Source organism: Mycobacterium sp. E2699, from assembly GCF_001666745.1.
Taxonomy (GTDB): Bacteria; Actinomycetota; Actinomycetes; order Mycobacteriales; family Mycobacteriaceae; genus Mycobacterium.
Map to the genome: position 1 here is coordinate 23,625 of NZ_LZJH01000063.1, position 25,210 is coordinate 48,834.

Consider the following 25,210-nt stretch of genomic DNA (forward strand, 5'->3'; position numbering starts at 1 on the left):
GCCACCTGCCCTTTTCTGTGGCATGAGTCACTGTAGCGCACGCTCGCGGGGCCGCATCAGGGTTGGACGCCGCCGCCGGCAAAAAGTGGCCGACCTGAGATCGGAGCGCCGGCGCGGGGCGCGGTTATTTGACGCGGGTGTTAGCCAGCCGGCGCCCAGTTGCCGTGGAACCCCATCGGCACCCGCTGCGGCAGGTGCACGGTAGCCACCGATTCGAGGGTCTGGGCGTCCAGCAACACCAGCTGCCCTTCGTCGCGGTCGCGGTGGTAGCCGTAGCCCATCAGGACGCCGTCGTCCTCGGCTCGGTCCCCGGGGCCGTCCGCGGGGTTCGGGACGAAAGACATCTCGCCGAGCACAAGGGCGGGATCGAGCGCGGCGACCTCGCAGGACCCGGACGCGTAGTCGTGCTTGTACAGCGCCGGCTCGTCGCCCTGGAAGGATGCACCGACGGTGTAGCCGTAGCGGTGTTGCCGGCCGAGCAGGGCCTCGTTGATGCGGGGGAACTCCTGCGGCCGGTCGTCGCGGCATTCGGTGGACACGGCGCCGCTGGCCAGGTTGACGGTCCAGCGCTCGAGCGTCGGCGGCGCCTCGCCGGGGCCGCGCCGATCGCGGTCGAACATCCGCGAATAGCGGACCACGTCGAGCACCAAAACCTCGGCCCCGCCCCGCGTTTCGGAATAGCCGTTGAGCGGGTGATAGACGTAGCAGGGTTCGATGTCGAACCAGCGCACGTCGGAGCTGTCACCCTCGCGGGGCATCACCCCGACGCGCGCCGGGTAGCTCGGGTTCCACGCGTACGGCATCCGGTCGGAGTGCTTCGGGTCGCGGTTCATCATCGCGTTGAGCGGGCCCGGCACCCGGACGCGTCCGATGAGCGACTGCATCACCAGGCGGGCCGGCATCGACAGCCAGCCCGGCATGTCCGCCGGCAGCGCCTGCACCACGTCGAACGTCACCGGCAGGTCGTAGATCACCACATATTTGTCGGTCAGCGAGAAGTCGTGCATCATCGGCGACCCGGACACCTTGATGTCGACGGTGCGGCGGGCCCGCCCCCGGGTGTCGATCACCGAATACTGCACGGTGCGCCCGCGGGCAAACGAATAGGACACCGCGTGCAATTCGCCGGTCCGCGGATCGCGGTGCGGATGTGCGGTGTAGCCGCCCGACAGGGTGCCGTCGAAGTCGCACGTCCCGACGGTGTCGAGCTCGTCGGTCAGCTCGTAGTTGGCGACGCCACCCTCGACCAGCGCCAGGGTCCGTCCCGCGTGGGTCAGGACGTTGGTGTTGGCGCCCAGCGAAAGCATGCCCGCCCGCGGGTCGAGCCGGGCCGGCGCCGGCTCGCCCAGCGTGCGGCACAGCGACAGGCTGCGCACCCAGCGGTTGCGGTACCAGCGGGCCTTCCCGTCGCGCAGCGCGACGCCGTGCACCATGCCGTCGCCGCTGAACCAGTGGTAGGTGGCCGGGTCGACCTCTTCCGCCGGGTTGGGGCCGTTGCGCAGATAGCGGCCGTCGAGGTGCTCGGGGATGTGCCCGGTGACCCGCAGGTCGGTGGCGGTCACCTCGGCGCCCACCGGCGCCAGAAAGCCCTCGAGGTACGGATTCCGGGACCGCGCGGTCTGCGTGGAAGTCATTGCCAAGCTCCTATAACATTGTTATTTCAGCGTTATGAGAACCTTACGCCCGCGATGAGAACATGGCAATAATGTTCCCCAAGATGACTTCGGAGACCCAGCGCAGCGTTCGCGACGAGATGCTGCACGCCGCCGTCGGCCTGCTCAACGAGCAGGGGCCCGACGCGCTGCAGACCCGCAGGGTGGCCGGCGCCGCGGGGACCTCGACGATGGCGGTGTACACCCATTTCGGCGGGATGCGGGGCCTCATCGCCGAGGTCGCGGAGGAAGGCCTGCGGCAGTTCGACGCCGCGCTGACGGTGCCACAGACCGACGACCCGGTCGCCGACCTGTTGACCCTGGGGGCCGCCTACCGGCGCTACGCCATCGAGCGCCCGCACCTGTATCGGCTGATGTTCGGCAGCACCAGCGCACACGGCATCACCGCACCCGCGGGCAACGTACTGACGCTGACGGTCGAGGAGATCGAGCAGCACATCCCCAGCTTCGCGCACGTGGTGCGCGCCGTGCGGCGCTGCGCGCGGGCGGGCCGAATCGAAATCGCGGCCGATGAAGCGATCGTGACCACGTCCGCGCAGTTCTGGGCGTTGGTGCACGGGTTCGTGATGCTCGAATTGGCCGGCTTCTACGGAGAGGACGGCGCGGCCGTCGCGCCGGTACTCGGCTCGATGACGTCGAATTTCCTTGTTGCTCTGGGGGATTCACCAGAGCGCATCGAAAAGTCACGACGCGCGGCCTTCGGCGGCCACTGAGCGCACGAAACCCCCGGGGCCCGCCGGGGCGGTCCGGGGGTTTCGTGAACGGAACTACTTGACGGTGACCGTGGCGCCGGCGGCCTCGAGCTTGGCCTTGGCGTCGTCGGCGGCCTCCTTGGCGACCTTCTCCAACAGCGGCTTGGGGGCGCCGTCGACGAGGTCCTTGGCCTCCTTGAGGCCCAGGCCGGAGACGATCTCGCGCACCACCTTGATCACGCCGATCTTCTTGTCGCCGGCGGCCTCGAGGATGACGTCGAACTCCGACTGCTCCTCGGCGGCCTCGGCGGGCGCGCCACCGGCGGCGGGGCCCGCCGCAGCGACGGCGACCGGGGCGGCCGCGGTGACCTCGAAGGTCTCCTCGAACTTCTTGACGAAGTCGGAGAGCTCGAGCAGCGTCATTTCCTTGAACGCGTCGAGCAGGTCGTCGGTAGACATCTTTGCCATTGTGGGTCCTTCCTGGTTTGGGGTTTTGGGGGTTATTCGGCTGCTGCCGGTGCTTCGGCTTCGGCCGGGGCTTCGGCTTCGGGCGCGGCTTCGGCTGGGGCTTCGGCCGCGGCGGCGGGGGCCTCCGTGGCCTTCTTTTCCTGCAGCGCGGCCGCGAGCCGGGCCATCTGCGAGGCCGGGGCGGCGAACAGGCCGGCCGCCTTGGCGAGGTTGCCCTTCATCGCTCCGGCCAGCTTGGCCAGCAGCACCTCGCGGGACTCCAGGTCCGCGATGCGCTCGACCTCGGCGACCGTCAGCGGGTGGCCATCCATGTAGCCGCCCTTGATGACCAGGGCCTTGTTGTCCTTGGCGAAGGTCTTGATGGCCTTGGCGGCGTCAACCGGCTCCCCGCTGACGAACGCGATGGCCGTCGGGCCGGCGAACAGCTCGTCGAGGCCCTCGATCCCGGCCTCCGACGCGGCCCGCTTGATCAGCGTGTTCTTCGCCACGGTGTAGGTGGCCGATCCCGCCAGCGAACGGCGCAGCTCGGCCAGGTTGGCCACGGTCAGGCCGCGGTACTCGGTGATCAGGGTGGCGGTCGCCTCCCTGAACTGCTCCGTGATGTCTGCAACGGCGGTGGCCTTGTCAGCTCTGGCCATGCATACCTCCTGTCGGTGAAAGTCGTCGCGATACACCGGAGGAACGCCTGAGAAGGAAGTACGCCCCGGCGCAGGAAGCGGCCGGGGCGTGGAGATGCGCCGGCACGGGCCGGCGAAAGTTGCCTCAGTCCTCCTGCGTGGGCCGCCGGGATGTTCCCGGACCTTCAACCGATTGCTCGGTGACCGACGGTCTTCGGTGGATCGCCACCACAATAGCGTGACGCCCCGCGGTCAGCCAAAACTCGCGAGCCGGGCCGCGCCGACCAGGCCGGCCTCGCCACCCAGCCCGGCCGGCACCACCCGGAGCGCGGCCAGAAAATCCAGCCCGGCGTAATCGGCCAGCGCGGCGCGCAGCGGGTCGAAGAGCACGACGCCGGACTTGGCGACGCCGCCCCCGATGACGACGAGGTCGAGGTCGCACACCGCCCCGACCGACGCGATCATCGCCGCGAGCGCGGTGGCGCCCCGGCGGAACGCCCGCACCGCCAGCGGATCGCCGGTCGCCGCAGCGGCGGCCAGGTCCCTCGCGCCGGCTCCGGGCGGCGCCGACCAGCCGTTGTCCCGCGCCCAGCGCACCAGCGCCGGGCCGGCCGCGACGGTCTCGACGCAGCCACGGCCCCCGCACGCGCACGCCCGGCCGTCCTGTTCGACGACCACGTGCCCGACGTGGCCGGCGTTGCCGGTGCGCCCGGTGTACGGGACGCCGTCGAGCACCAATCCCCCGCCCACGCCCGTCGACACCACCATGCCGAGCATGAAGCGCGCGTCGCGGCCCGCACCGCGCCAGTGCTCACCCAGCGCCATGCACACGCCGTCGCCGCCGAGCCGGACCGGCACGCCCGGGACCGCGGCGGCGACCCGGTCGCGCAGCGGGAAGCCGCGCCAGGACCGGATATTGATCGGGCTGACGCTCCCTCCGGGCAGGTCGATGGGCCCGGCCGAACCGATGCCGACGGCCGTGACGGGACCGTCGGCGACGCGCATCGCGTCGGCGATGCTCGCCGCGACCGCGGCCCAAACCTCCTCGGCTGCGCCGCCGGCGGGCGTGGGCCGGATGGCGGTGTGCACCAGGGTGCCTTCGGGATCGGCCAGGGCGGCAGCGATTTTTGTGCCGCCGATGTCCAGGCAAAGGGTGAGCGCGGTCATCAGTGGCGGTGGGTGTTGTCGGGTTGGCGCGGGTCGCCGGGATGCTCGTATCCGGGCGCGAGCCGGACCAGCGCCGCCCGCCGGGCGTCCAGCCACACCCGGAAGGCGCGGCGCCGCGCGGCGCCCCGCAGGTGCTCGGCGATCGCCGGGCGCACCTCCTCCAGCGGGGGCCCGACCCGCGCGGGCGCCCGCCAGCCGTGCGGGCCGGAAAGCGGCGCGGCGAACCGCAGCGGGTTGCGGGCGTGGTAGGCGGCGACGTCGTCGTCGCCGATCCCGACCGCGGCGGTGACGTCGGCGAACAGCGCCCGCGCCCGCGGGTCGGCCAGCGCGGCGGCGGCGACGCTGCCGATCTCCAGCCGGGCGGTCACGTCGGGCAGCAGCTCGGCCTCGGCCGGGGCGCCCCGCGCGGTCAGGCCGCGCGCGGCGGCCTCGGCGGCGACCACCCGCTCGGTCACGAGCAGCTGGGTGAGCCAGCGCCGCAGCTGCCGGCCCTCGGCGGTGCCGCTCGCCGGCAGCGCGGCCGCGCCCGGGCGGTCCCGCAGCCGCGCCTCGGCCGCGTCGACCTCCTCGACGGGCACCGGCTCCCCGGCGACGGTCGCCACCACCCGGGCGCTCATGTCACCGTCACCCGCACCGCCGGCGAATAGAGCAGCCGGCCGGCGCAGCCCACCCGGACCAGCGCCCACCACCGGCCGGGGTCCAGCCACGGCGGCGGCGCCACGTCGAAGCCGAGCTCGACCGCGCCCCCGGCGGGCAGCACCGCACCGAGCGCGGCCGGGCCGATCCACTCCCACGTGCCCCAGGGGCTGATCAAGTGCCCCTCCAGCGCCAGGTCGGCCCGGGCGTGGGAACCCACCGTCACGGCCAGCCGGGCCGTCCCGCCCGCCGCGAGCTCGACGTCGGCCGGCCCGTCGACGAGGTGGAGCAGCTCCGCCTCGGCACAGTCGCCCACCTCGACCACGCACACGTCCTCGACCACCTGCCGCCAGGCCGCGGAAACGTCGTCCCCCGTGAGGCCCAGCTGGGCGCGCACCGGGTACAGGCCGGGTCGCGCGCGCGGCGGGACCGACAGCACCAGGTCGGCCTCGCGGTGCTCGCCGGCGCGCAGCCTGAACGGCAGCTCGGCCGGTGCGGCCGACCAGCCGTCCGGACACACCAGGGTCACCGCGCCGGCGAGCGCGGCGTCGCTGCAATCACTGGCCGCGGTGAGCCGCAGCGCCACCTGGCCGCCCGGCACGGCCGTCACCCGCCGGGGGTGCAGGTGCGCGACGGCCGGCAACCCCCCCAGCGGCGCGGGTCCGCGGTTGTGCAGCCAGTAACGGGCGTACAGCGGCTGAGCGGCCTCCGCGTCCGGCGCCAGCCGCGCCGAACGCTCAGAAGCCGTTGAAAACGAGGGTATTTCGAGACGGGCCAGCACGGTGGCGATCTGGTAGCCGTGCAGGTCTATCGACGTCGTGTCGCGGCCCGGATTTTCCAGCAGGTCGGCGAACTGCAGCCCGCGCACCGTGCCCGGCCCCGAGCCGAGGTCGACGCGGACGCCGTTTCCGGTGGTTTCCACCAATCGCAGGGCTACCGCGCCGGGGTCGACGGGCCGCGCGCTGCCGGTCGTCAGCGGGTTGCCGGCCGCCTTGAGGGCGCCCAGCTGCACCGTGTTGGCCGGTTCCACGTGCAGCAGCGAACCGCACGGCGCCAGCCCCCCGCGTGCCCCGCCCGGGACGACCGCCAGCAGCGGATCGGCGAATTGTGCGGCGCGGCTTGGGATTTCGGCTTGACGCCAGTCGCCGTCGCCGCTGACCAATGCGTATTCGAAGGCGTGCGTCCAGTGCTGAAGCTGGAAGTTGGATCCGTCGGGGGCGGTGCGGCGCGGATCGTCGATCCAGGTGCCCGACGGCCAGCCGGTGCAAGACCGCATCAGCGCGGTGTGCAGGGTGCCGTCGGTGTCCACGGCGAAGCTCGGCACCCCGCGGTTGAGCAGCGCGACGGTGTGGGATTCGAAGCGTTGCATGCCCGGCGGCGCCCGCCGCGGGTCCTGGGCGACCACGATCTCGAAGTCGCCGAGGTCGTCGACCACCGACGCGATCGCGGCGGCCAGGCCGTCGTCGGGGAGCCCCGGGTCACCGTCGACCACGAGGACGGGCAGCGCCCGCGGCGATCGAAGGTCCGCGCCGGGCACCCAGGCCGCCGCCAGCGGGGCCTCGGCCGGCACCCAGACCCGGGCCCGACCCGTCGCCGCCAGCTGACGATCGAGCTCGGCGGTATATTGCGGATCTGCTTGTGCCAGAACGGCTTTGGCGAAGGAGTTGCGGGCGGGGCCGCCTAGCGCGATCCGGACGTCGGGCAGGTTGGAGTCGACGTCGAGACAGCCGTAGCGCGGCCGGTCGGCGCCGCTGCAGGTGGCCGTGACGCCGGCGCGGACCAGCGCGACCATCAGCTCGCGGGCCAGCGGCCCGGACACCGACTCGGCCGGCGTCACCACCTCGGCCACCGACACCGCCCGCACGTCGTCGCCGACCCGAACGCGCACCGCCGAGGACAGCCCGAACCACCCGTAGGCCGGGTTGTCCAGCGTCCACGGGTGCTGTGCGGTGTCCACGGAGCGGTCCCCGTCATGCAGCAACGCGAAGCCCCGCCCGACGACGGCGTCGCCCACCTCGCTGACCGGCATGGCGCCGGGCACCGGACACGGCCAGCGCAGCCGCAACAAGGTGTCTGCACCGGTGAATTCGTCGATGGCGGTGCGGCAGTCCAGCCGGTCCACCCCGTGCCACAGCGTGAGGGTTTGGGTGTAGCGCAGCAGTCCGCCGACGCGGCCGCGCACCACCAGTCGCTGACCGAGCGGGCCGCGGTACGCCCGCACCCGCGCCGGCGCTTCCGACGAGCAGACGACCGGGCCCTTGGGCAGCAGGTGCCACGGCCCCTCCCCCTGCTGCGGGTGCGCCGGGTACTCCTCGTAGAGCGCCAGCTCGTTGCCCACCCGGCCGGCGGCGATGAGCTGCCGGCCCTCCCGCACCAGGGACACCACCCCTCCGCCGCGGCGCGGGTCGACCTCCAGCCGGTAGTGCTCGTTGCCGATCGCCGTGCCCGCCATGGATTCCCAGCCGTTCGCGTGGTCGGCAGGCGCCAGCCGGTAGGCGCGCCAGCCCAGCGACGGCACGTCGCGCGCCAGCCAGGTGACCGAGCGCCCGTCGTGTTCGACGTGCGCGGGCACCTCGACACCGTCGGGGTCGAGCACCCGAACCCCGGCGGTCGGCGACGGGTCGAGGCGGGCGGTCACGACGTCGGAGCGCCTGTGCGCCAGGGGGTTCCACACCACGAGGTCACCAAGGACCTGACCGACCACCAGGGCCGACAAGCGCGCCAGCGAGTTGTCGCGGGCCGCCCGCCCCAGCTCCCAGGCGTCGCGCCAGCCGGTCAGCAGGTCCAGGTAGACCTGGTCGGACTCCGAGCCGGTGATGGCGTCGTGGTGCGCGCCGTAGGCCAGCTGCACCCACGCCTTGGCGAACGCGGGCTGCGGATACTCGGCGCCCGTCATAAGCGCGGCGAACACGGCGAACCGCTCGCCGGCAAGCACAGCGTTCTCGGCGGCCCGGTTGGCCTGCTTGGTGTCGATGTAGGACACGTCCTTGCCCGTGTAGATCGGGTTCATGTCGCGGGTTTGCGGCGACGGCTCGCGCCCGCGCTGCGCCAGCTCGGCGCGCACCGCGGCGAAGAACTCGCGCGGCAGCGCGCACACGAACCGCGGCCAGGTGTAGCGCGCGGCCCAGTCGCGGTGGATGGCGGTCACCCACTTGTTCGGCGGGGTGTAGTCGGTACCCACGGGCAGCAGCACGTTGCGCGTCAGGGCCACCTTCTTGAGCCGATCGAACAGCGCGAAGGTGGCGGCCTCGGCCTCGGCGAGCGAGGCCGACTCGTCCATCCCCCACCCGGCCCCGTAGTGCGCGGGCATGTAGTGGGTGAGCAGGCCGCGACCCGACGGCGCGATCCACTCGAACTCGCTGCAGAACTGCATGCGTTCGATGCCGCCGCCCGGGCCCCATTGGTGGTGCGGCCCGCGGGCCCACGAGCTCGACGTCAGGCCGGCGTCGGCGGCCATGCCGGGGAACTGCGGGTCGTGGCCGAACACGTCGAGCTGCCACGCGGTGGCCGGGTCGGCGCCCAGCACGCGGCGCTGAAACCCGCTGCCGTGCACCAGGTTCCGGATGGTGGTTTCCGGTCCCGTGAGGTTGGTGTTGGGTTCGTTGTAGGTGCCGCCCATCACCTCGACGCGGCCCTCGGCCAGGAACCGGCGCAGGTCGGCACGGTCCTCGGGGTGGGTGTCCCAGTACGGCTTGAGGTAGTCCACCTCGGCCAGCACGAACTTGTATTCGGGCTCGCGGCGCGCCATCTCCAGGTGCGCGTGGACCAGCTCGAAGCCGTTGGTCTGCCGCCCCGGCGGGTCTTCGGCCCACTCGCTGGTGTAGGCGCCCTGGGTGTTCCACCAGACCGGGTCGTAGTGGAAGTGGCTGACCATGAACATGGTCCACCCCGGCTCGGCGACCGTGAACTCGAATGGCGCGGTGACCGAACCGGCTCGCACCCGCGCGGCCCGGCGCTGACCGACGGCCGCACCGTCGACCGTGACCGGCACCTCGACGACCCCGGCCCCGGCCGGGGCCACCGCCTCGCCGCTCAGGCCGTCGCCGTCGATGCGGATCGGGGTCGGCTCGGCGCAGCCCGCCACGTCCACGCGCGCCAGCTGCAGCGGCGCGTCCGGCGGCCCGACGAAAAGCTCGGTCGAGCCCGCCGAAATCACCTGCACCCCCGCACCTTACGACGCGAGGGGCGGCGGTGTCGGCATCTGGACCTAGGATCTGGTCATGCCCGCCCTCGCCCCGCCCGTCACCGACGAACGCAACGCCCTGCGCGAATTCCTGGCGTTCCACCAAAGCGCTTATTTCGCCGTCTCTTACGGCCTCACCGACGAACAGGCCCGCTCGACGCCGTCGGCCAGCGCGCTCTCGGTCGGCGGGTTGATCAAGCACGTCACCGCCATGCAGCGCAACTGGATGGCGCGGGTCGCCGCCGCACCGGAGGCGCCGCCGAAGGACCCGCGGCCGTTCGACGAGATCACCAAGGAATTCGGCGACCAGCACGTGATGCGGCCCGACGAGACGCTGGCCGGGCTGCTGGCCGCCTTCGAGGCCCAGAACGCCGAATCGCTGCGGCTGGTCGACACCGCCGACCTCGACGCCGCGGTGCCCGTTCCCCAGGACATCCCCTGGTTCCCCAAGAATCAGAAGGCCTGGTCGGTGCGCTGGGTGATCCTGCACGCGATCAACGAGCTGGCGCGCCACGCCGGGCACGCCGACATCGTCCGGGAGACCATCGACGGCGCCACCATGTACGAGTTGATCGCCGGTCTGGAGAACTGGGAGATCGAAGGATGGGTCCGGCCCTGGAAGAAGTAGCGGACCGCGCACTTCGCCCTCGCCGGGGCCCGGTGAGCGCGCTCACAGCAATTGGGACTTGACAGCCACGATTTGGCAGACTGCTGGAATGACTACTACCAAACACCGCGAGGTGGCCAAGCTCGACCGGGTGCCGCTGCCGGTCGAAGCGGCCCGGGTAGCAGCCACCGGTTGGCAGGTCACCCGCGCCGCCGCCCGCGTCGTCACCAAGCTGCCCGGCAGGGGGCCGTGGCAGCAGAAGGTGATCAAGCAGCTCCCGGACACGTTCGCCGACCTCGGGCCGACGTACGTGAAATTCGGACAGATCATCGCCTCGAGTCCCGGCGCGTTCGGCGAGTCGCTGTCCCGCGAATTTCGCGGGCTGCTCGACCGGGTGCCGCCCGCCGACCCGAAAGAGGTGCACAAGCTCTTCGTCGAGGAGCTCGGCGGCGACCCCGCCGACCTGTTCGCCAAGTGGGACGAAACTCCGTTCGCGTCGGCGTCCATCGCGCAGGTGCACTACGCGACCCTGCACAGCGGCGAGGAGGTCGTCGTCAAGATCCAGCGCCCGGGTATCCGGCGCCGGGTCGCCGCCGACCTGCAGATCCTCAAGCGGTTCGCCCAGGCCGTCGAGCTGGCCAAGCTGGGACGCCGCCTGTCGGCGCAGGACGTGGTCGCCGACTTCTCCGACAACCTGGCCGAGGAGCTGAACTTCCGCCTCGAGGCCCAGTCGATGGAGGCCTGGGTCTCCCACCTGCACGCCTCGCCGCTGGGCAAGAACATCCGGGTGCCGCAGGTGTTCTGGGACTTCACCAGCGACCGGGTGCTGACGATGGAGCGGGTGCACGGCATCCGCATCGACGACGTCAAGGCCATCCGCCAGGCCGGCTTCGACGGCACCGAGCTGGTCAAGGCGCTGCTGTTCTCGCTTTTCGAGGGCGGGCTGCGACACGGGCTCTTCCACGGCGACCTGCACGCCGGGAACCTGTACGTCGACGACGAGGGCCGCATCGTGTTCTTCGACTTCGGCATCATGGGCCGCATCGACCCCCGCACCCGCTGGCTGCTGCGCGAGCTGGTGTATGCGCTGCTGGTGAAGAAGGACCACGCCTCGGCCGGCAAGATCGTCGTGCTGATGGGCGCCGTCGGCACCATGAGGCCAGAGGCCGAGGCCGCCAAGGACCTGGAAAAGTTCGCCACCCCGCTGACCATGCAGACGCTGGGCGACATGTCCTACGCCGACATCGGGCGGCAGCTGTCGGCGCTCGCCGACGCCTACGACGTCAAGCTGCCCCGGGAGCTGGTGTTGATCGGCAAGCAGTTCCTCTACGTCGAGCGGTACATGAAGCTGCTGGCACCGAAGTGGCAGATGATGTCGGACCCGCAGCTGACGGGTTACTTCGCCAATTTCATGGTCGAGGTCAGCCGCGAGCACCAAAGCGACGTGGAGGTCTAGGGGCGGCCCGATGGAAATCCGTAACGGGCATGCCATCTCGGGCGACCTGAAGCTGTATTACGAGGACATGGGCGACGTCGACCACCCGCCCGTCCTGCTGATCATGGGTTTGGGCGCCCAGCTGCTGCTGTGGCGGACGGGGTTCTGCGAGAAGCTCGTCGCCCAGGGCCTGCGGGTCATCCGCTACGACAACCGCGACGTCGGCCTGTCCAGCAAGACCCCCAAGGCGGGCGCCGGCCAGCCCATGGTCCCGCGGCTGCTGCGGTTCTGGTTCGGGCTGCGCGGCGAGGCGGCTTACGCGCTGGAGGACCTGGCCGACGACGCCGCCGCGGTGCTCGATCACCTGGGCATCGAACGCGCGCACATCGTCGGGGCGTCGATGGGCGGCATGATCGCGCAGGTCTTCGCGGGGCGTTTCGCCGAGCGGACCAGGAGCCTGGCGGTCATCTTCTCCAGCAACAACCGCCCGTTCCTGCCGCCGCCGGCGCCGCGCGCCCTGCTGGCGGTCCTCAAAGGCCCGCCGCCCGGATCGCCGCGCGACGTGATCGTCGACAACGTCGTGCGCGTCACCGAGATCACCGGCAGCCCGCGCTACCGGGCGCCCGAGCAGCAGGTCCGCGCCGAGGCCATCGAGGGCTACGAACGCTGCTACTACCCGTGGGGCGTCGCCCGGCACTTCAGCGCGATCATGGCGAGCGGCAGCCTGCTCGGCTACAACAGGCGGACGGTCGCACCGACCGTGGTCCTGCACGGCCGGGCCGATAAACTGATGCGTCCCTCGGGCGGACGCGCAGTCGCACGCGCCATCGACGGCGCTCGACTATTCTTATTCGACGGCATGGGCCACGACCTGCCCCAGCAACTGTGGGATCGGTTGATCAACGTGCTGACCGGCAACTTCGCCGAGGCCGGCTGAGGCCAGCGTCGGGCGGCTTTCTTCAGCACCCTGTCGATTTCACGGAGCACTTGCCGCGTTGTACGGTTGGCGTTGGGAGGATGTCTAATAATGGCCGAGCTGAAACCCTATTACGAGGACTCGCAAGCGGCGTACGACATTTCGGACGACTTCTTCGGCCTCTTTCTCGACCCGACCTGGGTCTACACGTGCGCCTACTTCGAGCGCGACGACATGACGCTGGAAGAGGCGCAACTCGCCAAATTGGATTTGGCGCTGGACAAATTGGAGCTCGAGCCCGGCATGACGCTGCTCGACGTCGGGTGCGGCTGGGGCGGTGCGCTGGTGCGCGCGGTCGAGAAGTACGACGTCAACGTCGTCGGACTTACCTTGAGCCGCAACCACTATGAGCGCAGCAAAGCCAGGCTGGCCGCGCTCGATACGAGCCGGCGCGCCGAGGCTCGGCTGCAGGGCTGGGAGGAGTTCGAGGAGAAGGTCGACCGGATCGTCTCGTTCGAGGCCTTCGACGCCTTCCACAAGGAGCGGTACGGCGCGTTCTTCGAACGGTCTTACGACATCCTGCCCGGCGACGGCCGGATGCTGTTGCACAGCTTGTTCACCTACGACCGTCGCTGGTTGCACGAGCAGGGCATCGCGCTGACGATGAGCGACCTGCGCTTCCTGAAGTTCCTGCGCGAGTCGATCTTCCCCGGGGGTGAACTGCCCTCCGAGCCCGACATCGTCGACAACGCGCGCGCCGCGGGGTTCTCCGTCGGGCAGATCCAGCTGATGCAGCAGCACTACGCGCGAACCCTGGACACCTGGGCCGCCAACCTGGAGGCCAACCGGGATCGGGCCATCGCCATCCAGTCCGAAGAGGTCTACAACAACTTCATCCACTACCTCACCGGGTGCGCCGTGCGGTTCCGCCGAGGGCTGATCAACGTCGCGCAATTCACCCTCACGAAGTGACACGGCCGAGGGAGGCTACCTGGCCATGGCCAAGGATCTGACGCCGCACTTCGACGACGTGCAGGCGCACTACGACCTGTCCGACGACTTTTTCCGCCTGTTTTTGGACCCCACCCAGACCTACAGCTGCGCGTACTTCGAGCGCGACGACATGACCTTGGAGGAGGCGCAGCTCGCCAAGATCGACCTGGCGCTGGGCAAGCTTGGGCTGCGGGCCGGCATGACGCTGCTCGACGTCGGCTGCGGCTGGGGTGCCACGATGCGCCGGGCGGTCGAACGCTACGACGTCAACGTCGTCGGCCTGACGCTGTCGAAGAACCAGGCCGCCCACGTGCAGAAGTCCTTCGACGCGATGGGCGGCCCCCGCACCAAGCGGGTGTTGCTGGCCGGCTGGGAACAGTTCGACGAGCCGGTCGACCGCATCGTGTCGATCGGCGCGTTCGAGCACTTCGGCCACGATCGCTACGACGACTTCTTCGCGATGGCGCGGCGCATCCTGCCCGGCCGGCCCGATCCAGGAGTGATGCTGCTGCACACCATCACCGGGCTGACGGGGCCGCAATGTATCGAGCGCGGCATACCGCTGACGTTCGAGATGGCCCGGTTCATCAAGTTCATCGTCACCGAGATCTTCCCGGGGGGCCGGCTGCCGTCGATCGAGATGGTGCAGGACCACTCGGCGAAGGCGGGTTTCACGCTGACCCGCAGGCAGTCGCTGCAGCCGCACTACGCCAGGACGCTCGACCTGTGGGCGCAGGCCCTGCAGGCGCACCGGGACCAGGCCGTCGCGATCCAATCCGAAGAGGTCTACGAGCGGTACATGAAGTACCTGACCGGCTGTGCCGACGCGTTCCGGACCGGCTACATCGACGTCAATCAGTTCACCCTGGAGAAATAGCGGTAGCACCCGTCACACTGAGGTGGGGGACTCGACCGAAAAACCCAGGGGCATGCGACCTTAAATGCATAGGATGCGTCCCGCCCCGTGTAGGGTGCCGGGGATGGCCACCTGGTGCAGGTGCCTGTCCAGTCGGGAGGACACATGGCTGAAAATCGAGTGGGGGCCACGCGGATGCGGTCTGATTCCGACAACGTGCGGGCGCACTATGACCTGTCGAACGAGTTCTTCGCGCTGTTCGTGGATCCGACCCGCACCTACAGCTGCGCCTACTTCCCGCGCGAGGGGATGACCCTGCAGGAGGCCCAGGTCGCCAAGATCGACCTCACATTGGACAAGCTCGGACTGCAGCCCGGGATGACGCTGCTCGACGTCGGCTGCGGCTGGGGCTCGGTGATGAAGCGGGCCATCGAGCGTTACGACGTCAACGTCGTCGGGCTGACCCTGTCGCGCAACCAGCACGCCTATTGCCAGCAGGTGCTCGACGGGGTCGACAGCCCGCGCTCGCGCCGGGTGTTGCTGCGCGACTGGGCCGAGTTCAGCGATCCGGTGGACCGCATCGTCGTCATCGAGGCGTTGGAGCACTTCGGCTTCCACCGCTACGACGACTTCTTCAAGTTCGCCTACGAGGCGATGCCCGCGGACGGGGTGATGGCGCTGCACGCGATCACCGGGCTGCACGTGAAGCAGGTCATGGAGCGCGGCATCCCCCTGACGATGGAGATGGCCAAGTTCATCCGGTTCATCGTGACCGAGATCTTCCCGGGTGGGCGGCTGCCGATGATCGAGACCGTCGAGGAACACTCGGAGAAGGTCGGCTTCAAGGTGACCCGCATACAGTCGCTGCAGCAGGACTTCGGCAAGACCCTGGACTTCTGGGCCGAGGCGCTCGAGGCCCACCGGGACGAGGCCGTCGCGATCCAGTCCGAAGAGGTCTACGAGCGGTACATGAAGTTCCTGACCGGCTGCGCCAAGGCGTTCCGCATGGGCTACATCGACTGCAACCAGTTCACGTTGGAGAAGTGAACTTCGGTACGGTGGTACGTCAGTTATCGCGACGACGTGTGCCCGCGTTATCGCCGCAGTGAACTTCCAGGAGAACAAGACGGAAAATGGCTGATCAACCGACTGGCCCGACGAAGACGCGGACGCGCCAATTCGAAGACATCCAGGCGCACTATGACGTCTCCGACGATTTCTTCGCGCTGTTCCAGGATCCGACCCGCACCTACAGCTGCGCGTATTTCGAGCCGTGGGACATCTCGCTGGAAGAGGCCCAGTACGCCAAGATCGACCTGAACCTGGACAAGCTCGACCTCAAGCCGGGCATGACGCTGCTGGACATCGGCTGCGGGTGGGGCACCACGATGAAACGCGCCGTGGAGCGGTTCGACGTCAACGTCATCGGCCTGACGCTGTCCAAAAATCAGCGGGCCCGCTGCGAGCAGGTGCTGGGGACGCTCGACACCGGCCGCTCACACGAGATCCGCCTGCACGGCTGGGAGGACTTCAACGAGCCGGTCGACCGGATCGTGTCGATCGAGGCCTTCGAGCACTTTGGGCACGAGAACTACGACGACTTCTTCAAGCGGTGCTTCGACATCATGCCCGACGACGGCCGGATGACCATTCAGAGCAGCGTCGGCTACCACCCCTTCGACATGGCCGCCCGCGGAAAGAAGCTGAGCTTCGAGACGGCGCGCTTCATCAAGTTCATCATCACCGAGATCTTCCCCGGCGGGCGCCTGCCGTCCGCCGAGATGATGGTCGAGCATGGTGAAAAAGCGGGTTTTGTTGTCCCCGAATCACTTTCGCTGCGGCCGCACTACATCAAGACGCTGCACATCTGGGGCGACGCGCTGGAAGCCAACAAGGAGAAGGCCATCGAGGTCACCTCCGAAGAGGTCTACGAGCGGTACATGAAGTACCTGCGCGGCTGCGAGCACTACTTCACCGACGAGATGCTTGACGTGCGCCTGGTGACCTACCTCAAGCCGGGCGCGGCCTGACTGTCGGATCGGGGCTGCGCCGTTCGTCGAATCGGTAGAGAGTGGAACAGCAGGTTTCGCTCACTACCGGAGGTGACGACAAATGCAGTACTTCGCCCTATTGATCAGCAGGGAAAGCGACCGCGACCTCACGCCCGACGAGCGGGCTGAGGTCATGACGGCCTTCGAGGAGTTCCACGCGAAGGCGGGGTCGGCGATCCGCGCCGGCGACGCCCTGCTCCCGACGGCTCAGCCCGGTTCCGCGGTGCGCATCAGCGGGGGCCCGGACGCGCCGGTGACCACCGACGGCCCGTTCGCCGAGGCCGCCGAGGTGGCGTGCGGTTACTACGTGTTCGAGGCCGAGAACCTCGACGAGGCGCTGGCGCTGGCGCGTGGCGTCCCGGTGGCGCAGTACGGGGCCGTGGAGGTCTGGCCGATGTTCCACTCGTTTGAACCGTCGCGCAAGCTCACCGGCGACGACTGGCTCGCGCTGCTGCTCGAGCCCCCCGCGTCCGCGCACACGCCGGGCACGCCGGAGTGGGAGGCGATGGCCGGGCGCCACGGGGAGTTCATGGCCGCGGCGGGCGATCACTTGCTCGGCGGCGCCGCCCTGCACGACCGGTCCACGGCGACGACGGTACGGGTGCGCGACGGCGAGGCCCTCATCACGGACGGCCCCTACGCGGAGGGTGCGGAGGTGGCCACCGGCTTCTACCTGCTCGGCGCCACGGATCGCGACGAGGCCGTCAAGGTGGCCGCGATGATCCCGGCCTCGGCCGTGGAGTTGCGGCACCTGGCCGGGGTCTCCGCGCTCTAGATGCGCGAATGACCGACCTGGACGGCGTCTTCCGTCGGGAGTGGGGCCCCGCGGTCGCCGCGCTCGCGCGGTGGTCCGGCGACCTCACGATCGCGGAGGACGCCGTCCAGGAGGCCTGCGCCGAGGCGTTGCGCACCTGGTCTCGCGATGGTGTGCCGGACAGTCCCGGCGGGTGGCTGGTGACCGTCGCGCGCAACCGCGCCCGCGACCGGCTGCGCCGCGAATCCGTGCGCCCCGGAAAGGAATTGGCGGCCGTGATGGACGATATCCTGGCGCGCACCGACGGCACCGACCCGCATCCGGTTCGCGACGACGAGCTGCGGATGATGTTCACCTGCGCGCACCCGGCGCTCGACCGCCCGTCGCAACTGGCGCTCACGCTGCGGCTGGTGTCCGGGTTGACCGTCGGCGAGATCGCCCGCGCGCTGCTGCAGAGCGAGGCGGCCGTCGGGCAGCGAATCACGCGCGCCAAGAACAAGGTTCGCCACGCCAACATCCCGCTGCGGGTGCCACCACCCGAGCTGCTGCCCGAACGCACACCGCACGTGCTCAGTTGCATCTACTCGGTGTTCACCGAGGGCTATTGGTCGACGGCGGGGCCGTCGGCGATCCGGGACGAACTGTGCGATGAGGGGGTCCGGTTGGCGCAGGAGCTGTGCGGGCTGATGCCGCACGAGCGGGAGGCCCACGCGTTGGCCGCCCTTGTGCTGTTGCACGATTCGCGGCGCGCGACCCGGGTGGACGCCGAGGGGATGCTGGTGCCCCTCGACGAACAGGACCGTCGCCGCTGGGACCGCGGCCGCATCGCCCGTGGGCTGGACCGGCTGCGGCAGGCCCAGGGATCCCCGGGCCCCTATCTGCCGCAGGCGGTGATCGCCGCGCTGCACGCCACCGCGCCGTCCTGGGAGCAGACGGACTGGGCCACCATCTGCGCGGCCTATGACCGGCTGGTGGAGATCACCGACTCGCCGGTGGTGCGCGCCAACCGGGCGCTGGCGCTCGGCTTCCGCGACGGACCCGACGCCGGCCTGGCCGCCCTGGACATGGTCGCGCACGACCCCCGGCTGGGTCGGTCGAACCTCGTCGCGACGGTGCGCGCCGACCTGCTGCGGCGCGCCGGGCGGCCCGGGGAGGCGGCGGGGTGGTACCGCATGGCGTTGGAGTCCAACGGCTCCGAGCCCGGCCGCGAATTCCTGCGGCGGCGCATCGCCGAGTGCGGCGGGTGACAGCCCGGAACTAGGCCTCGGCGAAGTTGCGGGTGACGGCCGGGTCCACCGGAATGCCGGGCCCAGTGGTCGTCGACACCGTGATCTTCTTCAGGTACCGGCCCTTCGACGACGACGGCTTGAGCCGCAGCACCTCGTCGATCGCGGCGCCGTAGTTCTCCGCCAGGCTCTTCTCGTCGAACGACGCCTTGCCGATGACGAAGTGCAGATTGGCCTGCTTGTCCACTCGGAAGTTGATCTTGCCGCCCTTGATGTCGGACACGGCCTTGGCGACGTCGGGGGTGACGGTGCCCGTCTTCGGGTTCGGCATCAGGCCGCGCGGGCCCAGGATGCGGGCGATGCGACCGACCTTGGCCATCTGGTCCGGGGTGGCGATCGCCGCGTCGAAGTCCAGGAACCCGCCCTGAATCTTCTCGATCAGGTCGTCGCTGCCGACGATGTCGGCGCCGGCGGCCTGCGCCTGCTCGGCCTTGTCGCCCACGGCGAACACCGCCACCCGGGCCGTCTTGCCGGTGCCGTGCGGCAGGTTGACCGTGCCGCGGACCATCTGGTCGGCCTTGCGCGGGTCGACACCGAGCCGGATCGCCACCTCGACGGTCGCGTCCTGCTTGGTCGACGAGGTCTCCTTGGCGAGCTTGGCCGCCTGCAGCGGGGTGTACAGGTTGCTGCGGTCCACCTTCTCGGCGGCGGCGCGGAATGCCTTGCTGTTCTTGCTCATTGATTCATCCAATCCGATGTTGGGGTCGTGGTTGTCGGCGGGCCGAAGCTGGCCCTCCCACGGCTTGACTTGCTATTCGACGGTGATGCCCATCGACCGCGCGGTGCCGGCGATGATCTTCGCGGCGGCGTCGATGTCGTTGGCGTTGAGGTCGGCCTTCTTCGTCTCGGCGATCTCGCGAACCTGATCCCAGCTGACCTTGGCGACCTTGGTCTTGTGCGGCTCCGCGGAGCCCTTGCCCACGCCGGCTGCCTTGAGCAGCAGCTTGGCGGCCGGCGGTGTCTTGAGCGCGAAGGTGAAGCTGCGGTCCTCGTAGACCGTGATCTCCACCGGGATCACGTTGCCGCGCTGGTTTTCCGTGGCGGCGTTGTAGGCCTTGCAGAACTCCATGATGTTCACGCCGTGCTGGCCGAGGGCGGGCCCGACGGGCGGGGCGGGGTTGGCCTGCCCGGCCTGGATCTGGAGCTTGATCAGCCCGACGACTTTCTTCTTCGGGGCCATGAGATGTTGCGGTTCCTTCTCTTGGGGGTTAAGGGGGACTAGATCTTGGAGACTTGGCTGAAGGTCAGCTCGACGGGGGTTTCGCGGCCGAAGATCGACACCAGCACCTTGAGCTTCTGCTGTTCGGCGTTGACCTCGTTGATGGTGGCGGGCAGCGTGGCGAACGGTCCGTCCATCACCGTCACCGACTCGCCGACCTCGTAGTCGACCTCGACGGTCGGACGTTCCAGGCCGCCCGCCTCGGCGACGGCCGCGGTGCTGGCCGCGCCCTTGGCGGCCTTCTTCGCCGCCCCCCGCGGCAGCAGGAACTTCACCACGTCGTCGAGGGCCAGCGCCGACGGGCGCGACGTCGCGCCGACGAAGCCGGTGACCCCCGGGGTGTTGCGCACCGCGGACCACGAATCGTCGGTCAGGTCCATGCGCACCAGGATGTAGCCGGGCAGCACCTTGCGGTTGACCTGCTTGCGCTGGCCGTTCTTGATCTCGGTGACCTCTTCGGTGGGCACCTCGACCTGGAAGATGTAGTCGCCGACGTCCAGGTTCTGCACGCGCGTTTCCAGGTTGGCCTTCACCTTGTTCTCGTATCCCGCGTACGAGTGGATGACGTACCAGTCGCCGGGCTTGCTGCGCAGCTCCGCCTTGAGCGCGGCGGCGGGATCGACCTCCTCGGCCGGTTCCGCCTGCTCGGCCGGTTCCGCCTGCACCGCGATCTCGGTGGTCTCCGGGGTCTCTGAGGTTTCAGTGACCTCTTGCACGTCGACCGCTTCACCCGCGGACGTGTCACCGTCGAAGGTAGTCACGGTTTTCAGTCCTCTCTATCACTGTCAAAGCTCAGCCGAACACCAGCAGCACGAGCTTGGCCAGGCCGAAGTCCGCCAGGCCGACCAGCGCCACCATGAAGGCGAGAAACGCGAGCACCACCGAGGTGTAGGTGAGCATCTGCTTGCGGTTCGGCCAGATCACCTTCCGCATCTCCGCAACCACCTGCTTGAGGTAGTTGTAGACGAACACGAACGGGTTGGCCGAGCGGTCGCCGGGCTTCCGCGGCTTCTTGCCGGCCTTGGCCTTCCTGGCGGCGCGACCCTTCTTGCCCTTGTCCTCCTCGGCGGCCTCGACCTCGTCCGGCGACTCCGCCTCGACGTCGTCGTCGGCCTCGGCCACGCGCAGCCGCGACCGCTTGCCTGTCGGCCGCGCCGGCTTGGTCACCAGGGCCGTCCGACCGCCGCTGTCGCGGCTCTCCTCGGTGTCGCCGCCGTCGCGTGCGGCGTCGTTGGCTGCGTCGCCCTCGTCGCTCACCGCATGCTCCTTTGTTTGCTAGTGTCCCGCGAGCCGTCCCACTGTGGATCGTGCACTTCTTCTAGTGTCCACCATGGCACCACCTCGATGGTCCGTCTCTGCAGGGGCGACAGGACTTGAACCTGCAACCTGCGGTTTTGGAGACCGCTGCTCTGCCAGTTGAGCTACGCCCCTTCGCGGTTGGCAGGCCAACCTGCGCTTACCTGCCGGGGCTTACATGACACGCGCGCTCCCCGATTGTTTCGAATCCCGGAAAGCGCGCTGATGCTGGGAAAACCCCGAGGTTCGAGTGTACTCGATACCCCTCGAGGGCAGAAATCCCGACGCTGATCACGACGTCCTGATGACCTGCCCCGACTCTTTGTCCCACTTGAGCCTGGCGGATTCTTCGCCCTGCTGGCCCATCAGCGTGGTGTAGGACTCCAGCACGAGTTCGCCGACGTCGTTGTGGCAGATGTTCTTCGTGACGACGATGTCAGCGCCGAAGCGCTCGCTCACCGAGTGGATGTCCATCCGGGCCCACAGCTTGTCGCCGGCCAGCACCGGCTTGTGGAAGAGGAACTGCTGGTCGACCTGGACGATCTGCATCGTTTCCATGCCCACGTCAACGTTCCGGAAGAAATCCAGCTGCACGTACTTGGCGAGGATCGTCACGAACGTCAGCGGCGCGACTATCGCGTCGTAGCCGAGCTCGGCGGCAGCGTCCTCGTCGAAATAGGCGGGATGGTCACATTTGATGGCGCGGGCGAACTCGCGGAGCTGTTCGCGGCCCACGACGAAGTAGTCCGGGTACCGCCAGATCATCCCGCGGATGTCGGTTTTCAAAGCCATAAAAGCAAGCCCCCGCCTACGCCAGTTTTGCCGACGCGATCGCCCGTCCGAAAATCTTCTTGCCGCCGGTGGTCGCCGTCAGCGCGATGGTCACCGACTTGCTGTCGGGATCGACCGACTTCACCCGTCCGCTGAACACCAGCTCGGCGCCCTTGCCGTCGTTCGGAACCGGCACCACGGCGGTGAACCGCACGTTGTACTCGGTCACCGCGCCGGGGTCGCCGACCCACGAGGTGACGTAGCCGCCGCCCAGCCCCATGGTCAGCATGCCGTGGGCGATCGCGGTATCCAGCCCGACCACCTTGGCGATCTCGTCGTCCCAGTGGATCGGGTTCAGGTCGCCGGACACCCCCGCGTAGTTCACCAGATCCTGACGGGTCAGCGGATAAGTCTTCTCCGGCAGCTTGTCGCCCACCTTGACCGAACTGAACTCACGCAGTGGCATCAGAAAATCCCTTTTCTCCATCCTCGCCGGCACGGCCCGCCAGGGTCGTGTAGGTCTCCTGTACAACGTCACCGGACTCGTCGGTGATGATGTTCTTGGTCACGATGATCTGGGTGCCGTGCGACTCACGCATCGAGTCCACCCACACGTCGCAGTACAGCTTGTCGCCCGCCACGATCGGCTTCATAAACTTCAGCACCTGGTCGACCTGGACGATCTTCGCGTCCTCGACGGCTATCTTGGCGTGCTTGAAGAACGCCGACTGCGCCTGGTAGCCGAACACGCAGATGAACGTCAGCGGGGCCAGCAGACCCTTGTTGCCCAGCTCGGCCGCCGCGTCCTCCTCGAAGAAGTAAGGGTCGTCGTTTTGCACGGCCACCGCGTACTCGCGGATCTTCTCCCGTTCCACCTCGTAATGGTCGGGATAGCGATAGTGCATCCCGACGATGTTCGCGCTCAACGACACGGCTTTTGAACCTACCTAGTCGGTCTCGATAACTGCCGGCGGGACGCGCCTAGCGGGTCTCCCGGTGCGGCTGGTGCTTGCCGCAATTCGGGCAGAACTTCTTCAGCTCCATCCGGTCGGGGTCGTTGCGGCGATTCTTCTTGGTGATGTAGTTACGGTGCTTGCACACCTCGCATGCCAAGGTGATCTTCGGCCGCACGTCGGTACTGGAAGCCATGTCCGTTCTCTCTGCTCTGTAAAACTCACGTTGTTGTGCTGTAGCGATGGCCGGACTCGAACCGGCGACCTAACGATTATGAGTCGTTCGCTCTAACCGACTGAGCTACATCGCCTCTGCTACGCGCCGCCTGCCAGCTCGGCGTCCGCCGAGCCCCCTAACGGAATCGAACCGTTGACCTTTTCCTTACCATGGAAACGCTCTACCGACTGAGCTAAGGGGGCCGTTCAGCCAAGCGACAGTCGTGCCGCGGGCCTAAAAGAGGGTACAACCTGGCGCACAACGTCACCAAACCACGGAGTGACCCGGGGCGGCTCCGCTCCTCGACTAGTTTTCGTCATGGCGGGGTTGCCACGCGCTGAGATCGCTGAACTCGTCGTACTCGTCACCTTGCTCGTCCGCCGCGTCCGACTCGCCCACCAACGTCCGCAACGCGAGATGTACGGCCTCGCGCGTGTCGGCCACATGAAACCGACGAATTATTTCTTGGACCAGATCGTCGTCGATCTCGATCTCGACCCTCTTCTTCATGGGCCAACAATACCCATCAGGCAGGGGCCCAACCGATGCGCGACGGCCCCCCGGCAAACTGGGGCCCGGCTACGCCGCGCTCGCGATCGCACCCGACCCGACGGTGCCGACCCGCATCGCCCGGCTACGCCGCGCTCGCGATCGGCACCCGACCCGACGGTGCCGACCCGCATCGCCCGGCTACGCCGCGCTCGCGATCGGCACTAGTCTGGTCGGGTGCCTGAGGACCGGCTGTACTTCCGCCAGCTGCTGTCCGGTCGCGATTTCGCCGCCGGCGACATGTTCGCGACGCAGATGCGCAACTTTTCCTATCTCATCGGGGACCGGCAAACCGGGGACTGCCTCGTGGTCGATCCCGCCTACGCCGCCGGCGATCTGCTCGACGCGCTCGAGGCCGACGGCATGCACCTGTCCGGGGTGCTGGTGACGCATCATCACCCCGACCACGTGGGCGGTTCGATGATGGGCTTCCAGCTGAAGGGCCTGGCGGAGTTGCTCGAGCGAGCACCCGTGCCCGTCCATGTGAACACGCATGAGGCCCTTTGGGTTTCGCGGGTCACCGGAATCGGCATGGGTGATCTCACCACCCATGAAGGCCACGACAAGGTCAGCGTCGGGGACATCGAAATCGAGCTGCTGCACACCCCCGGCCATACGCCGGGCAGCCAGTGCTTCCTGCTGGGGGACCGCCTGGTGGCCGGTGACACGCTGTTTCTCGACGGCTGCGGACGCACCGATTTCCCCGGTGGCGACTCCGATGAGATGTATCGCAGCCTGCAGCGGCTCGCCGCGCTGCCGGGTGACCCGACCGTGTTTCCCGGACATTGGTATTCGGCCGAGCCGAGCGCTTCGCTATCGGAGGTCAAGCGCTCGAACTACGTGTATCGCGCCGCCGATCTCGATCAGTGGCGAATGTTGATGGGCGGCTAAGCGACTCGGCGGCCATTTCCGCTCAGTTACCGCTGAATAGTCCCGGGTCGGCGACAAGCGCCGCACGCCTTTAGTATCGGGCCAGCGAATCTCTGCGGAAGCCCGCTGTGATATGAGCGGAAGGGTGGGTCTCATGGGGTGGATCCAGAGCGCCTGGCAGGGGGTCACCCATGTTGGGTCCGACACCTGGTTGGCGTGGGCGGCGTGGGCCGCGATTTTGCTGGGTGTCGTCACGCTGATCTTCATCAGCCGGCAACTCGGACTCAATCGCCGGCTGGCCGCCGAGCGAACGAGGCCCCAAGTCGCGATGTTCATGGAGCCGCATCCCGCCGACTGGCACGTGATCGAACTCGTCGTCCGAAATTTCGGGCAGACCGCGGCGTATGACATCCGGTTCGCGTTTCCCAACCCGCCGACGGTGGCCGAATACGAGAACGCCGCCGACGGCTACGCCGACGTCGTCGAACTGCAGCTTCCGCGCGAGTTGCCGGTGCTGGCGCCCGGCCAGGAATGGCGCATGGTGTGGGACTCGGCGCTGGATCGCGCCGAGATCGGAACGGGCATCGAGTCGCGCTTCACCGGGTCGGTGATCTATCACGACCGTCCCGACAAGCCGCGCGGCTGGCGGTTCTGGCAGGGCGACCGGCCCGTGCTGCAGACCAACGTGGTGCTGGACTGGGACGCGCTGCCGCCCGTTCAGCGCATCGAGTTGATGACCACCCACGACTTGGCGAAGCGGGAAAAGCAGAAGCTGGAGCTGTTGCGGGGGCTGCTCACCTACTTCCACTACGCGAGCAAGGAAACGCGCCCCGATGTGTTCCGCAGCGAGATCGAACGGATCAACGGCGCCGTGCAGGAGACGCAGGACCGGTGGCGCACCCGGCTGCTCGACCAGCCCACCGACGTCAGCCTGCGCTGGGGCAACGCCGAAGCCGACCTGGCCAAGCACCGCAGCCAGCACGTCTGACCCAGGATCGAAG

General features: G+C 68.8%; 26 protein-coding genes, 3 tRNA genes and 1 pseudogene. 12 read left to right on the forward strand and 18 right to left on the reverse strand.

Annotated elements, in window-relative coordinates:
* Positions 1 to 140 precede the first annotated feature (140 nt).
* A complete protein-coding gene (locus tag A5696_RS09865; protein WP_067877134.1) occupies positions 141 to 1,634 on the reverse strand; it encodes a carotenoid oxygenase family protein in 1,494 nt (497 codons plus the stop codon).
* An 83-nt stretch (positions 1,635 to 1,717) separates the two neighbouring features.
* On the opposite strand from A5696_RS09865, the gene A5696_RS09870 reads away from it, so the two are divergent.
* Positions 1,718 to 2,386: a TetR/AcrR family transcriptional regulator gene (locus A5696_RS09870; protein ID WP_067877398.1), complete on the forward strand. Its 669-nt coding sequence runs from the start codon at positions 1,718 to 1,720 to the stop codon at positions 2,384 to 2,386.
* A gap of 54 nt (positions 2,387 to 2,440) precedes the next feature.
* Here A5696_RS09870 and rplL read toward each other — a convergent pair whose 3' ends face one another.
* From rplL to A5696_RS09895, 5 genes are all read right to left on the reverse strand, one after another.
* Positions 2,441 to 2,833 carry a 50S ribosomal protein L7/L12 gene (gene rplL, locus A5696_RS09875; RefSeq protein WP_067877137.1) on the reverse strand — a complete coding sequence of 131 codons (393 nt, stop codon included), beginning with the start codon at positions 2,831 to 2,833 and terminating at the stop codon, positions 2,441 to 2,443.
* 32 nt (positions 2,834 to 2,865) lie between these two features.
* Positions 2,866 to 3,471 carry a 50S ribosomal protein L10 gene (gene rplJ / locus A5696_RS09880; protein WP_067877139.1) on the reverse strand — a complete coding sequence of 202 codons (606 nt, stop codon included), beginning with the start codon at positions 3,469 to 3,471 and terminating at the stop codon, positions 2,866 to 2,868.
* 231 nt (positions 3,472 to 3,702) lie between these two features.
* Entirely contained in the window at positions 3,703 to 4,617 is a 915-nt protein-coding gene (locus A5696_RS09885; protein ID WP_067877142.1) for an ROK family protein, read from the reverse strand.
* A complete protein-coding gene (locus tag A5696_RS09890; RefSeq protein WP_067877145.1) occupies positions 4,617 to 5,234 on the reverse strand; it encodes a malonyl CoA-ACP transacylase in 618 nt (205 codons plus the stop codon). Before A5696_RS09890 ends, A5696_RS09885 begins: the two co-directional genes overlap by 1 nt.
* Entirely contained in the window at positions 5,231 to 9,415 is a 4,185-nt protein-coding gene (locus A5696_RS09895) for an NEW3 domain-containing protein (RefSeq protein ID WP_067877147.1), read from the reverse strand. Before A5696_RS09895 ends, A5696_RS09890 begins: the two co-directional genes overlap by 4 nt.
* Before the next feature lie 58 nt (positions 9,416 to 9,473).
* Here A5696_RS09895 and A5696_RS09900 point away from each other — a divergent pair, with 58 nt between their 5' ends.
* The 9 genes from A5696_RS09900 (at position 9,474) to A5696_RS09940 (ending at position 18,295) form a co-directional block, all read left to right on the forward strand.
* Positions 9,474 to 10,064, forward strand: coding sequence for a DinB family protein (locus tag A5696_RS09900; protein ID WP_067877150.1), 591 nt, complete (start codon positions 9,474 to 9,476; stop codon positions 10,062 to 10,064).
* An 88-nt stretch (positions 10,065 to 10,152) separates the two neighbouring features.
* A complete protein-coding gene (locus A5696_RS09905; protein ID WP_067877153.1) occupies positions 10,153 to 11,499 on the forward strand; it encodes an AarF/ABC1/UbiB kinase family protein in 1,347 nt (448 codons plus the stop codon).
* Positions 11,500 to 11,509: 10 nt separating this feature from the next.
* Positions 11,510 to 12,415, forward strand: coding sequence for an alpha/beta fold hydrolase (locus A5696_RS09910; protein ID WP_067877156.1), 906 nt, complete (start codon positions 11,510 to 11,512; stop codon positions 12,413 to 12,415).
* A gap of 90 nt (positions 12,416 to 12,505) precedes the next feature.
* Entirely contained in the window at positions 12,506 to 13,366 is an 861-nt protein-coding gene (mmaA1, locus tag A5696_RS09915; RefSeq protein ID WP_067877159.1) for a mycolic acid methyltransferase MmaA1, read from the forward strand.
* Between the two features lie 25 nt (positions 13,367 to 13,391).
* Positions 13,392 to 14,264, forward strand: coding sequence for a cyclopropane mycolic acid synthase MmaA2 (gene mmaA2, locus A5696_RS09920; RefSeq protein WP_067877162.1), 873 nt, complete (start codon positions 13,392 to 13,394; stop codon positions 14,262 to 14,264).
* Positions 14,265 to 14,408: 144 nt separating this feature from the next.
* Positions 14,409 to 15,290, forward strand: a complete 882-nt coding sequence (gene mmaA3, locus A5696_RS09925; protein ID WP_067877165.1) for a methoxy mycolic acid synthase MmaA3 — start codon at positions 14,409 to 14,411, stop codon at positions 15,288 to 15,290.
* Positions 15,291 to 15,376: 86 nt separating this feature from the next.
* Positions 15,377 to 16,273: a hydroxymycolate synthase MmaA4 gene (gene mmaA4 / locus A5696_RS09930; protein WP_067877168.1), complete on the forward strand. Its 897-nt coding sequence runs from the start codon at positions 15,377 to 15,379 to the stop codon at positions 16,271 to 16,273.
* A gap of 82 nt (positions 16,274 to 16,355) precedes the next feature.
* A complete protein-coding gene (locus A5696_RS09935) occupies positions 16,356 to 17,069 on the forward strand; it encodes a YciI family protein (RefSeq protein ID WP_067877172.1) in 714 nt (237 codons plus the stop codon).
* 8 nt (positions 17,070 to 17,077) lie between these two features.
* Positions 17,078 to 18,295 (forward strand): RNA polymerase sigma factor, encoded by a 1,218-nt coding sequence (locus A5696_RS09940; protein ID WP_067877174.1) that lies wholly within the window; start codon positions 17,078 to 17,080, stop codon positions 18,293 to 18,295.
* A gap of 10 nt (positions 18,296 to 18,305) precedes the next feature.
* On the opposite strand, the gene rplA is transcribed toward A5696_RS09940, so the two are convergent.
* The 12 genes from rplA to A5696_RS10000 all read right to left on the reverse strand — a co-directional run bounded on the left by rplA (position 18,306) and on the right by A5696_RS10000 (position 23,300).
* Positions 18,306 to 19,013, reverse strand: coding sequence for a 50S ribosomal protein L1 (gene rplA / locus A5696_RS09945; protein ID WP_067877177.1), 708 nt, complete (start codon positions 19,011 to 19,013; stop codon positions 18,306 to 18,308).
* A gap of 72 nt (positions 19,014 to 19,085) precedes the next feature.
* On the reverse strand, positions 19,086 to 19,514 hold the full coding sequence (gene rplK / locus A5696_RS09950) for a 50S ribosomal protein L11 (RefSeq protein ID WP_067877180.1): 429 nt from the start codon (positions 19,512 to 19,514) through the stop codon (positions 19,086 to 19,088).
* 38 nt (positions 19,515 to 19,552) lie between these two features.
* A complete protein-coding gene (gene nusG, locus A5696_RS09955) occupies positions 19,553 to 20,224 on the reverse strand; it encodes a transcription termination/antitermination protein NusG (RefSeq protein ID WP_156738325.1) in 672 nt (223 codons plus the stop codon).
* Positions 20,225 to 20,345: 121 nt separating this feature from the next.
* Complete coding sequence (gene secE, locus A5696_RS09960) at positions 20,346 to 20,810, reverse strand: preprotein translocase subunit SecE (RefSeq protein ID WP_067877186.1); 465 nt, start codon at positions 20,808 to 20,810, stop codon at positions 20,346 to 20,348.
* A gap of 101 nt (positions 20,811 to 20,911) precedes the next feature.
* Positions 20,912 to 20,984: transfer RNA gene (locus tag A5696_RS09965), tRNA-Trp, on the reverse strand.
* 156 nt (positions 20,985 to 21,140) lie between these two features.
* On the reverse strand, positions 21,141 to 21,641 hold the full coding sequence (gene hadC / locus A5696_RS09970) for a (3R)-hydroxyacyl-ACP dehydratase subunit HadC (protein WP_067877189.1): 501 nt from the start codon (positions 21,639 to 21,641) through the stop codon (positions 21,141 to 21,143).
* A gap of 16 nt (positions 21,642 to 21,657) precedes the next feature.
* The gene (gene hadB, locus A5696_RS09975; protein WP_067877192.1) at positions 21,658 to 22,086 is read right to left on the reverse strand and encodes a (3R)-hydroxyacyl-ACP dehydratase subunit HadB; all 429 of its coding nucleotides are present in this window, start codon (positions 22,084 to 22,086) and stop codon (positions 21,658 to 21,660) included.
* A complete protein-coding gene (gene hadA, locus A5696_RS09980) occupies positions 22,073 to 22,552 on the reverse strand; it encodes a (3R)-hydroxyacyl-ACP dehydratase subunit HadA (RefSeq protein WP_067877194.1) in 480 nt (159 codons plus the stop codon). Before hadA ends, hadB begins: the two co-directional genes overlap by 14 nt.
* Before the next feature lie 49 nt (positions 22,553 to 22,601).
* Positions 22,602 to 22,769: a 50S ribosomal protein L33 gene (gene rpmG / locus A5696_RS09985; RefSeq protein ID WP_066907182.1), complete on the reverse strand. Its 168-nt coding sequence runs from the start codon at positions 22,767 to 22,769 to the stop codon at positions 22,602 to 22,604.
* A gap of 41 nt (positions 22,770 to 22,810) precedes the next feature.
* Positions 22,811 to 22,884, reverse strand: a tRNA-Met gene (locus A5696_RS09990).
* Positions 22,885 to 22,920: 36 nt separating this feature from the next.
* Positions 22,921 to 22,993, reverse strand: a tRNA-Thr gene (locus tag A5696_RS09995).
* A 103-nt stretch (positions 22,994 to 23,096) separates the two neighbouring features.
* Complete coding sequence (locus A5696_RS10000; protein ID WP_067877197.1) at positions 23,097 to 23,300, reverse strand: type II toxin-antitoxin system VapB family antitoxin; 204 nt, start codon at positions 23,298 to 23,300, stop codon at positions 23,097 to 23,099.
* Positions 23,301 to 23,516: 216 nt separating this feature from the next.
* On the opposite strand from A5696_RS10000, the gene A5696_RS10005 reads away from it, so the two are divergent.
* Together A5696_RS10005 and A5696_RS10010 are read left to right on the forward strand one after the other, a co-directional pair.
* On the forward strand, positions 23,517 to 24,230 hold the full coding sequence (locus A5696_RS10005; RefSeq protein WP_067877200.1) for an MBL fold metallo-hydrolase: 714 nt from the start codon (positions 23,517 to 23,519) through the stop codon (positions 24,228 to 24,230).
* Between the two features lie 112 nt (positions 24,231 to 24,342).
* A pseudogene (locus tag A5696_RS10010) lies at positions 24,343 to 25,205 on the forward strand (hypothetical protein); the annotation flags it as partial.
* Between the last annotated feature and the right edge of the window lie 5 nt (positions 25,206 to 25,210).

What these genes read in the sequence shown, in the direction of transcription:
- A5696_RS09865 (WP_067877134.1), bottom strand. Translation starts at nt 1,634, where the DNA reads ATGACTTCCACGCAGACCGCGCGGTCCCGGAATCCGTACCTCGAGGGC.
- A5696_RS09870 (WP_067877398.1), top strand. Translation starts at nt 1,718, where the DNA reads ATGACTTCGGAGACCCAGCGCAGCGTTCGCGACGAGATGCTGCACGCC.
- rplL (WP_067877137.1), bottom strand. Translation starts at nt 2,833, where the DNA reads ATGGCAAAGATGTCTACCGACGACCTGCTCGACGCGTTCAAGGAAATG.
- rplJ (WP_067877139.1), bottom strand. Translation starts at nt 3,471, where the DNA reads ATGGCCAGAGCTGACAAGGCCACCGCCGTTGCAGACATCACGGAGCAG.
- A5696_RS09885 (WP_067877142.1), bottom strand. Translation starts at nt 4,617, where the DNA reads ATGACCGCGCTCACCCTTTGCCTGGACATCGGCGGCACAAAAATCGCT.
- A5696_RS09890 (WP_067877145.1), bottom strand. Translation starts at nt 5,234, where the DNA reads ATGAGCGCCCGGGTGGTGGCGACCGTCGCCGGGGAGCCGGTGCCCGTC.
- A5696_RS09900 (WP_067877150.1), top strand. Translation starts at nt 9,474, where the DNA reads ATGCCCGCCCTCGCCCCGCCCGTCACCGACGAACGCAACGCCCTGCGC.
- A5696_RS09905 (WP_067877153.1), top strand. Translation starts at nt 10,153, where the DNA reads ATGACTACTACCAAACACCGCGAGGTGGCCAAGCTCGACCGGGTGCCG.
- A5696_RS09910 (WP_067877156.1), top strand. Translation starts at nt 11,510, where the DNA reads ATGGAAATCCGTAACGGGCATGCCATCTCGGGCGACCTGAAGCTGTAT.
- mmaA1 (WP_067877159.1), top strand. Translation starts at nt 12,506, where the DNA reads ATGGCCGAGCTGAAACCCTATTACGAGGACTCGCAAGCGGCGTACGAC.
- mmaA2 (WP_067877162.1), top strand. Translation starts at nt 13,392, where the DNA reads ATGGCCAAGGATCTGACGCCGCACTTCGACGACGTGCAGGCGCACTAC.
- mmaA3 (WP_067877165.1), top strand. Translation starts at nt 14,409, where the DNA reads ATGGCTGAAAATCGAGTGGGGGCCACGCGGATGCGGTCTGATTCCGAC.
- mmaA4 (WP_067877168.1), top strand. Translation starts at nt 15,377, where the DNA reads ATGGCTGATCAACCGACTGGCCCGACGAAGACGCGGACGCGCCAATTC.
- A5696_RS09935 (WP_067877172.1), top strand. Translation starts at nt 16,356, where the DNA reads ATGCAGTACTTCGCCCTATTGATCAGCAGGGAAAGCGACCGCGACCTC.
- A5696_RS09940 (WP_067877174.1), top strand. Translation starts at nt 17,078, where the DNA reads ATGACCGACCTGGACGGCGTCTTCCGTCGGGAGTGGGGCCCCGCGGTC.
- rplA (WP_067877177.1), bottom strand. Translation starts at nt 19,013, where the DNA reads ATGAGCAAGAACAGCAAGGCATTCCGCGCCGCCGCCGAGAAGGTGGAC.
- rplK (WP_067877180.1), bottom strand. Translation starts at nt 19,514, where the DNA reads ATGGCCCCGAAGAAGAAAGTCGTCGGGCTGATCAAGCTCCAGATCCAG.
- hadC (WP_067877189.1), bottom strand. Translation starts at nt 21,641, where the DNA reads ATGGCTTTGAAAACCGACATCCGCGGGATGATCTGGCGGTACCCGGAC.
- hadB (WP_067877192.1), bottom strand. Translation starts at nt 22,086, where the DNA reads ATGCCACTGCGTGAGTTCAGTTCGGTCAAGGTGGGCGACAAGCTGCCG.
- rpmG (WP_066907182.1), bottom strand. Translation starts at nt 22,769, where the DNA reads ATGGCTTCCAGTACCGACGTGCGGCCGAAGATCACCTTGGCATGCGAG.
- A5696_RS10000 (WP_067877197.1), bottom strand. Translation starts at nt 23,300, where the DNA reads ATGAAGAAGAGGGTCGAGATCGAGATCGACGACGATCTGGTCCAAGAA.